At 46.4% G+C, this 7533-nt stretch carries 8 protein-coding genes; 4 read left to right on the top strand and 4 right to left on the bottom strand.

The features are described from left to right. Positions 1–266 precede the first annotated feature (266 nt). Positions 267–1313, top strand: a complete 1047-nt coding sequence (locus IID12_09090; GenBank protein MCH8289242.1) for a tRNA (5-methylaminomethyl-2-thiouridylate)-methyltransferase — start codon at positions 267–269, stop codon at positions 1311–1313. A gap of 44 nt (positions 1314–1357) precedes the next feature. Beyond that, the gene (locus IID12_09085; GenBank protein MCH8289241.1) at positions 1358–1930 is read left to right on the top strand and encodes a DUF1684 domain-containing protein; all 573 of its coding nucleotides are present in this window, start codon (positions 1358–1360) and stop codon (positions 1928–1930) included. A 45-nt stretch (positions 1931–1975) separates the two neighbouring features. On the opposite strand, the gene IID12_09080 is transcribed toward IID12_09085, so the two are convergent. Together IID12_09080 and IID12_09075 are read right to left on the bottom strand one after the other, a co-directional pair. Continuing rightward, complete coding sequence (locus IID12_09080) at positions 1976–2836, bottom strand: deoxyribonuclease IV (protein MCH8289240.1); 861 nt, start codon at positions 2834–2836, stop codon at positions 1976–1978. 14 nt (positions 2837–2850) lie between these two features. Continuing rightward, positions 2851–3678 carry a purine-nucleoside phosphorylase gene (locus IID12_09075; GenBank protein MCH8289239.1) on the bottom strand — a complete coding sequence of 276 codons (828 nt, stop codon included), beginning with the start codon at positions 3676–3678 and terminating at the stop codon, positions 2851–2853. Between the two features lie 159 nt (positions 3679–3837). Here IID12_09075 and IID12_09070 point away from each other — a divergent pair, with 159 nt between their 5' ends. Then, positions 3838–4455, top strand: a complete 618-nt coding sequence (locus IID12_09070; protein ID MCH8289238.1) for a molybdenum cofactor guanylyltransferase — start codon at positions 3838–3840, stop codon at positions 4453–4455. On the opposite strand, the gene IID12_09065 is transcribed toward IID12_09070, so the two are convergent. Together IID12_09065 and IID12_09060 are read right to left on the bottom strand one after the other, a co-directional pair. Next, a complete protein-coding gene (locus IID12_09065) occupies positions 4452–6626 on the bottom strand; it encodes an FdhF/YdeP family oxidoreductase (GenBank protein ID MCH8289237.1) in 2175 nt (724 codons plus the stop codon). The genes IID12_09070 and IID12_09065 overlap by 4 nt on opposite strands. After that, the gene (locus tag IID12_09060; protein ID MCH8289236.1) at positions 6627–6944 is read right to left on the bottom strand and encodes a TfoX/Sxy family protein; all 318 of its coding nucleotides are present in this window, start codon (positions 6942–6944) and stop codon (positions 6627–6629) included. It lies immediately after the preceding gene. A 291-nt stretch (positions 6945–7235) separates the two neighbouring features. Between IID12_09060 and IID12_09055 the strand changes: the two genes are divergently transcribed. After that, on the top strand, positions 7236–7373 hold the full coding sequence (locus IID12_09055) for a hypothetical protein (GenBank protein ID MCH8289235.1): 138 nt from the start codon (positions 7236–7238) through the stop codon (positions 7371–7373). Positions 7374–7533: the final 160 nt, after the last annotated feature.

Below are 7533 nucleotides of genomic sequence, written 5' to 3'. Positions count from 1 at the left end.
CAAAGAATCTAAAATCGGGGGTTAATGATAGTGTAAGAGTAATAATCCCGGCATCTTACTAACCCCTCGATTGATCGAGGGGATATAGATTCCCCAGCGTATAGCCCAGCCATAAATGGCTGGGCTATCTTATACAACTCATTGATATTTTCCATTCAATTCAGTGATAGTCGCTATCTGCCGGTGCATTTTCGTATGTTTAGAAACAGTTTATTGACAATAATGACCTGATTCGTTAAACTCCCGATGCGAAGAAAGGATAATTTATGTCAGATAAGGTAAAAGCAGTCGGGATGCTCTCCGGCGGACTGGATAGTACGCTCGCCGCACATATCATGAAAAATATGGGGGTTGAGATTCAGGGGGTAAACTTCAGCACCGGATTCTGCATCACGGATCATCACAGAAAATTGAACAAGGATGACGTTCCGGTTAAGAAGATGCAAAACGAAGCGCTGCGTTTGGGTTCGGACCTTGAGATACCCATCGAGATAATAGATATATCAACCGAGTATTGGGATATACTTCTGAACCCTAAATACGGTTACGGCGCTAATATGAACCCATGCGTCGACTGCCGTATCATGATGTTCTCAAAGGCAAAAATTTATATGGAGGAGATAGGCGCTCACTTCGTTTTTTCGGGCGAAGTAATGGGACAGCGTCCGAAATCGCAGAGAAAACCGACTCTGTCGGTTATCGCCGAGCAATCCGGTTTGGAAGGCTACCTCCTCAGACCGCTCTCAGCGAAGCTTCTGCCGGAGACAGTGCCGGAGAAGCTCGGCTGGATCGAGAGGGAAAAGCTTTTCGACATAACGGGGAGGACGAGGAAGCGTCAGATAGAGCTGGCGGAGGAGTTCAACGTCAAATATTATCCCCAACCCGCAGGCGGATGCTGTACACTCACAGACGAAGCTTATTCGGATAAACTCAAGGACATGCTCAGGGATAACAACAAACAGCCGTTAACGCCTGAAGACGTTATCCTTCTCAAGGTCGGAAGGCACTTCAGACCCGCCGAGGGAGTCAAGGCGATTGTTGCGCGGGACGAACAGGAGGGCAGGTTCCTTTCGGGATTCAAATACGGACGCACACTTCTCGAGACCGAGAACTTCGGAGGTCCGGTTACGCTTGTTTCCGGCGATGTCTCCGACCGGCTTCTAACCGATATTGCGCGGTTGACTGCAAGATACGGGCAGGGCAGGAGCGCTGATAGAGTGACTATCAAAATGACTTCTAACGGAGATTCTTCGAACATTGAAGTCGAACCGTTCGCAATAGACGAACCGAAGCTGGAAGAGTGGCGGGTATAAGCATCAAAGCGTATTTGATAACGATTGCTGCCGGAATGTTATTTTTGAGTAGCTGCGCAAAAAAGGACAGTGATGAATTGAGTGTATTTGACGATTACAGCGAACAACGAACTTCTAAAGATCAGTTCTTTAAAAACGATCCGAACAGTCCGCTGTTGGAAAAGGATCGAACGGGATTTATCAGTCTTAAATATTATGATCCTGATTCGGATTACAAATTCACCGGTCAGATTCAAAAGTACGAAGAGCAGGAGATCGTCGAGATGCTCACCTCAACAAGTGAATTGCAAAAATTTTACAAATACGGATATTTCACGTTCAATATTGATGAAAACGAATACAGTTTACAGCTGTATAAAGCGGTTGACGCTTCCGGGCATGACCCTTACTATTTTATCCCGTTTAAAGATCTCACGAACGGATCCGGGACGTACCCGGCGGGGAGATACCTGGACATTCCGGTAACGGAAAATGACATCATCACGGTTGATTTCAACGTAGCCTATAATCCCTATTGTGCTTACAGCCCGTATTATTCATGCCCACTGCCGCCTATGGAGAATCATCTGAAGGTTCGCATCAGTACGGGGGAGAAGGATTACAAGGCAGGCGTTTAAAGGGGTTCTGACTCCCGGAACCTGATCAGTATCAGAATTCGGCTCCTAATTCAGGAGCGACCTGAGTTTCTTGAGATTTACGATATCGAGCTCTTTGCCGTCGTCACCCTTCGGCGTTTCCATTACCTTCGGAATATCCTTCAGCCGCTCGTCGTTCATGATAAATTTAAACCCATCGAGTCCGATGTAGCCCTCCCCGATCCCCTCGTGGCGATCCTTCTTTTTCTCAAATTCAAACTTTGAATCGTTCAAATGAACGCAGGCGAGCCTGTCCAACCCGATGACGGAATCGAATTTTTCAATCGTAACATTGTAAGTCTCTTCCGTCCGGATGTCGTATCCTGCCGAGAATACATGACAGGTATCCAGGCAAACGACTAACCTGTCAGGCTGTTTGGTAAGCTCGATCATTCGAGCGATCTGCTCAAACGTGTATCCAAGATTCGTGCCTTGCCCCGCCGTGGTTTCAAGCGCGACCTTAGCCGTTGTCCCGTCGAAGTTTTCGTGCAGCCAATCGAGGCTTGCGGCGATTCCTTTTATCCCTGTTTCTTCTCCGGAACCGACGTGCGAGCCGGGATGAGTTACAAGAGCCGGAATACTCAAAAGTTCGCATCTTTCCATCTCGATCAGAAACGCCTTACGGGACTTTTCTAAAAGGTCTTTGACGGGACTGCAAAGGTTGATGAGATAACTGTCATGGGCAACAACCGACCGAATTCCCGTCTTCGACAACTCTTCGTTGTAGGTGGAAACATCCTCTTCGCTAAGCGGTTTGGCGTCCCAACGGTTTGCGTTTTTGGTAAAAATCTGGATTGCGGTGCAGCCGAGTTCTTCGCCGCGGGCGGGAGCAGTATATACTCCTCCCGAAATCGACATATGCGCTCCTAATAATGGTTTATCTGGCATCGTTAATCCTTTTTTTAATTCCGGCTGTGGATTTCTTTGATAATTTCGGTGACCAGCTTAGAGAATTTCTCCGACACGGCTTCAGCCATATCCGTTACTTCTTCATGGGTTAGAGGAACTTTACTCAGTCCGGCAGCATAATTCGTTAAAACAGACAATCCGAGAACTTTTATTCCGAGGTAATGCGCTACCGTTACCTCAGGCAGAGTGCTCATGGAAGCGGAATCACTTCCCATTTTTCTTTGGAAGTCGACTTCCGCAGGAGTTTCGTAGGAGGGTCCGAGATTTGCCGAGAGGACGCCTGTCTCCAAACGGATACCTGTGCGTTCCGATACTTCTTTCGCTAACCGTATAAATTCTTTTTCGTAGGGCGAATTTACTTCCTTGCCGTTCCGCTCCCAGGGTTCAAGAGGCTCGCGGAAAAGATAATTGAGATGATCTTCTATCAACATAAAACTTCCCGGTTCATATTCCGGATTAGAGGCGCCGGAAGAATTCGTTACGATCAGAGATTTAATTCCCAAAGCGCCGAGCAGTCTGGCGGGGTAAGTCACCTGCCACTGTTCGTAACCCTCATAGCTGTGCACGCGCCCCTGCAAGGCGAGGATTTCAATCCCTTCGAGAATGCCGTAAACTAATCTTCCCTTGTGACCGGGGACCGTAGAGGCGGGGTAATGAGGTATTTCGGTAGTGTCGATAGAATGTTTCAAGTCTATGTTATCTGCGAAAGGACCCAAACCCGAACCGAGTATAATCCCGATCTCGGGATCTGTTTCGCCAAATCGTTCAGTTATAAACGACTCTGATTCCGATAGATATTTATTTAAAGTCGCCTGGTTCAATATCAGATATCCGATGGTAGCCGGGTTAGGAAACCCATCTCTGTAGGTCGTCAAAACGTTTAGGACATACCATTGCCATAAATTAAGATACACTTTTCTGTAATTCCATCTGTTTTTTGTTGATTGATCTTCTGCTTAAGGATTATATTTGATTCTGAAATGATAAAAAAGGTTAGATCAGATATTCCCGCCTACATCCTCGCGGGGGGTGACAGCATCCGCTTTGGTGAAAACAAGGCGCTGTATATCTACAGGGGAACGCCGCTGATAAAGCATTTAATCAACAGTGTTGAACCGTTGGTGTCGTCATTAAATATCATATCCAAGTCAAAAAGTGATTTTTCTGACTTGAATATCCCTGTTTTGGAGGATAGTCTGAATATACAAACTCCGCTTGCGGGCATATTACGAGGTTTGGAAGATGCGGACGGTTGGGGCCTGTTTTTAGCGTGTGACATGCCGTTTTTAAACAGAGATATAATAAAATCTTTATTGGATACGATAGATAACACATCGGAAGATGATATTTCGGCAATAGTAGCGTCATCCCCCCGGGGTGGACTCCAACCTATGGTGGCGTGCTATCACAGTTCCGGAATTCCAGCACTAAAACTGTCAATTGAGAATAATAATTCGGTAAAAGGCTGGTTGGAGGTCAGTCGAATCAAAACAGTTTCATTCGATGATGAAAAACCGTTCAGGAACGTAAACAGAAAATCGGAATTGGAAGACTCAACCGATCAGGAAATCGAATCAAAAGCACACCGTAAATTTTAAGTATAAATTCTGACGGAGGTTCTTTTAAAAGAGGGGGTTTTCGACTGCGGGTCGATCTCGCCTGTGACGACTTGATTTGCTTCCGGGTAGTACATTGCGACGTTACCCTCCCTTATCGGACCTTCCACTAATTCAACGCTCATTTTTCCAATATCGCTTTCAACCCAGACATGCGCGCCGGCTGATAAACCGTTTTGCAGGATGTCATTGTTGTTCATGAATATGACATCCCGGTGCTTCACTCCCCGGAATACGTCTTCTTCTTCGTAAACGATAGTATTGAACTGACCCTCCGAGCGGAATGTCATCAGGTTAAATTTCCCGCTTTCCGGACGGGGATCGTGCGGGACGACAACAGCAAGTTTTGCCTTACCGGTGGGAGTATTAAACAACGGTTTATGCTTGATGCGTCCGGGAATCGTGAACTCGTTTCCAGCCGAAATTTTATCAAGTTTATTCAAGTCCGGTATTGTCCTGGAGATGAAGCTGCGGATATTTTCATGATCTCTGAGAGAATTCCATGGGATCGGATCATTACCGAAAAGCTTTTCACCTGCGTGAGTTATTATCTCCGACTCAGAGAGCAGCTCCCTGTCAGGCGGATTCGCTCTGCCGGACGAAAGCCGGACGTAGCTGAACATGCTTTCCTGAGTCGTACTCTGTTTTTCTTCATCCCTGGCGAGAACAGGAAGAATTAACGAATTTTTACCATGTCCATGAACGTGACCCAAATTTAAGGTTGTGCTCAAGAATGTCGTGAATTCGATTTTTTTGAGTGATTCGGAAGCCCGTTTCTGATTAGGATTTGCGCCGTATAGATTTCCGCCGATTAAAATTGCAAAATCCATCTCTCCTCTGTAAGCGGCTTCCATGCATGCGAACGTGTCTTTCCCCTGATCCGATGGCAGGTCGAAGTTCATTGTTGAAGAGATTGCGTCGGCGATTTCCGGTTTGAGCTTCGGAACGACACCCACGGTTCCTATCCCCTGCACGTTGCTGTGCCCGCGCAGTGGCAGGAGTCCGGCGCCTTCTTTCCCGATCATGCCCCTTATGAGAGCCAGGTTGGTGATAGCGCGTACCGTATCCACTCCGTGCATGTGGTGCGTTACTCCCATCGCCCAGGCAAAGATCGTGTTTTCCGAATTTCCGATCAACTCACAAAATGAATTTAGATCCCTTAACGATATCCCCGATTTTTCTAACAGCGATCCGGCATTGACGGATTCCAGATCCGAACGAAATTCATTTTCATCTTCGCAGTTATTCATTATGAATTTTTTATCTACCATGCCGTTTTGCCATAAATAAACCGCTGCTGCTTTCAAAAACGCTAAATCACCCCCGCAGTGCGGCTGGAGATACAAATCGGCGATTTCGGTTCCGAAAAGCATCGAACGAGCGTCGCTCGGAACCTTGAAACGTTGCAACCCGAGTTCCTTAAACGGGTTTATCACGATGATTTTCCCGCCTCTTCGCTTGAGTTCCATAAGAAGAGTCATAAACCGCGGATGGTTGCTCGATGGATTGGCGCCGATAAGAATTAGAAGGTCCGAACGCCCAACGTCTTCGAGGTCGACCGTGCTCGTGCCGCTGCCGAGGCTCTGGCTGAGTCCGACTCCCGAAGCCTGGTGGCAATAGTAGGAGCAGCTATTAATATTGTTCGTACCCCATTGCCGGGCGATAAGTTGAATTAGAAATCCGGCTTCTATGGATGATCTGCCCGACGTATAAAAAAAGCTTCTGCTAACGTCGGAGGAGCGCCATTTATCTGTCAGAATATTTAGGGCGTCCTCCCAGCTAAACGGTTCAAAGTGAGACTTTCCTTCGCTCAGATATAGCGGGTATGCAAGCCTCCCGAGCGATTCGAGTTCGTGTCCGCTCATTTTTTCGAGATCGTCCAGCGAATTTGTGCTGAAGAAATCTTTATCAATCGCAGGCTGCATATCCTGCGCCTGCGCCTGCATAGATTTCTTGCAAACCTGGAAGGAGTGTCCCGATTCATCTATCATCCCTCCTGAGTGACCACCCATCCCGAGAGCGCACGCTTTGCAGGTGTTCGGATTTCTCAAAGCCCTATAAAGCTTTCTGATTCCGCCCACCTTTTTCGCCATTGAGAAGGTATAGAAGATGCTGTGCCATCCGCCCGCTGATTTAAGTCTGTGTTTCAACATTTAATTATTCGCCGCATAATTGACACAAACCTCGATGATATTATTGAAAGTCGATTGATCATTCATCAAATTTTTAGGTAATACTACATAATCCTTTTTTATCGGCGCCTTGGGAAAGTATCGGAGCTTTTTAGCACCTTCTTCTTTTATCAACGATTCTCTAAGCTGCTCGGGCAGCTTCAACGCAAGCCCGACAGGCGTAAGGGTCATGCATATTTTTCCGTTCGCGAAGAGCGCAGCGCCGCTGAAAAAATGTTTATACTCGAAGCTGATTCGGTTGAATTTTCCCGTAATAAGCGGGCTCAGCAGTTCAATCATGCGATCTAAATACTTTTTTGCCATTAGTATAAATGTTAATGCAACGGTTTTCAGGTAACTAATTTAGTCCATTGTGGACTCGACAATATCTCGAAATTTAATAAACGGTGTTGGGAATAGCAATTCTCTACCGGTCAGCCGGACTGAGCCGAACAGACTCCTATTTCGGGTTCTGAGTTTCGCCGTATTCAATATGTGATCGGGCGCACATACGATTTCAGTGAAAGCTTTATGTGACGCAGCTCACAGGCGTGCGACGCGTCATTTTTTATACTATGATATTGAATTATTATGGGAGAATGCAGCTTTGACAAAAAACGGAATATGGGAATGATAGATAAGATGAAGAAAAACAATTACATAGTAATACATTCCAAAAGAGCGCTTTGGGTTGAGATTATGTTGATAAAATCTGTGGAGGCGACTTAACGATGAGTCCAGGATTCAGGGCAGCTTTCATGGATCGGGCGATCCTGCGTAAATCATGTGTGACAGAGCTCATGGGCGTGCAGTAGGTCATTTGTTATACTATCAGATTGAATTATGATGGGAGAATGCAGCTTCGACAAAAAACGGAATATGGAAATGA

The sequence above is a fragment of the Candidatus Neomarinimicrobiota bacterium genome (assembly GCA_022567655.1).
Classification (GTDB): domain Bacteria; phylum Fidelibacterota; class SORT01; order SORT01; family SORT01; genus JADFGO01.
Note: the sequence above shows the minus strand (reverse complement) of the source record. Positions and strands in the feature narration are given on the sequence as shown.

Coding starts and splice junctions, on each gene's coding strand:
- IID12_09090 (MCH8289242.1), top strand. CDS start 267: ATGTCAGATAAGGTAAAAGCAGTCGGGATGCTCTCCGGCGGACTGGAT.
- IID12_09080 (MCH8289240.1), bottom strand. CDS start 2,836: ATGCCAGATAAACCATTATTAGGAGCGCATATGTCGATTTCGGGAGGA.
- IID12_09070 (MCH8289238.1), top strand. CDS start 3,838: ATGATAAAAAAGGTTAGATCAGATATTCCCGCCTACATCCTCGCGGGG.
- IID12_09065 (MCH8289237.1), bottom strand. CDS start 6,626: ATGTTGAAACACAGACTTAAATCAGCGGGCGGATGGCACAGCATCTTC.
- IID12_09060 (MCH8289236.1), bottom strand. CDS start 6,944: ATGATTGAACTGCTGAGCCCGCTTATTACGGGAAAATTCAACCGAATC.
- IID12_09055 (MCH8289235.1), top strand. CDS start 7,236: ATGGGAGAATGCAGCTTTGACAAAAAACGGAATATGGGAATGATAGAT.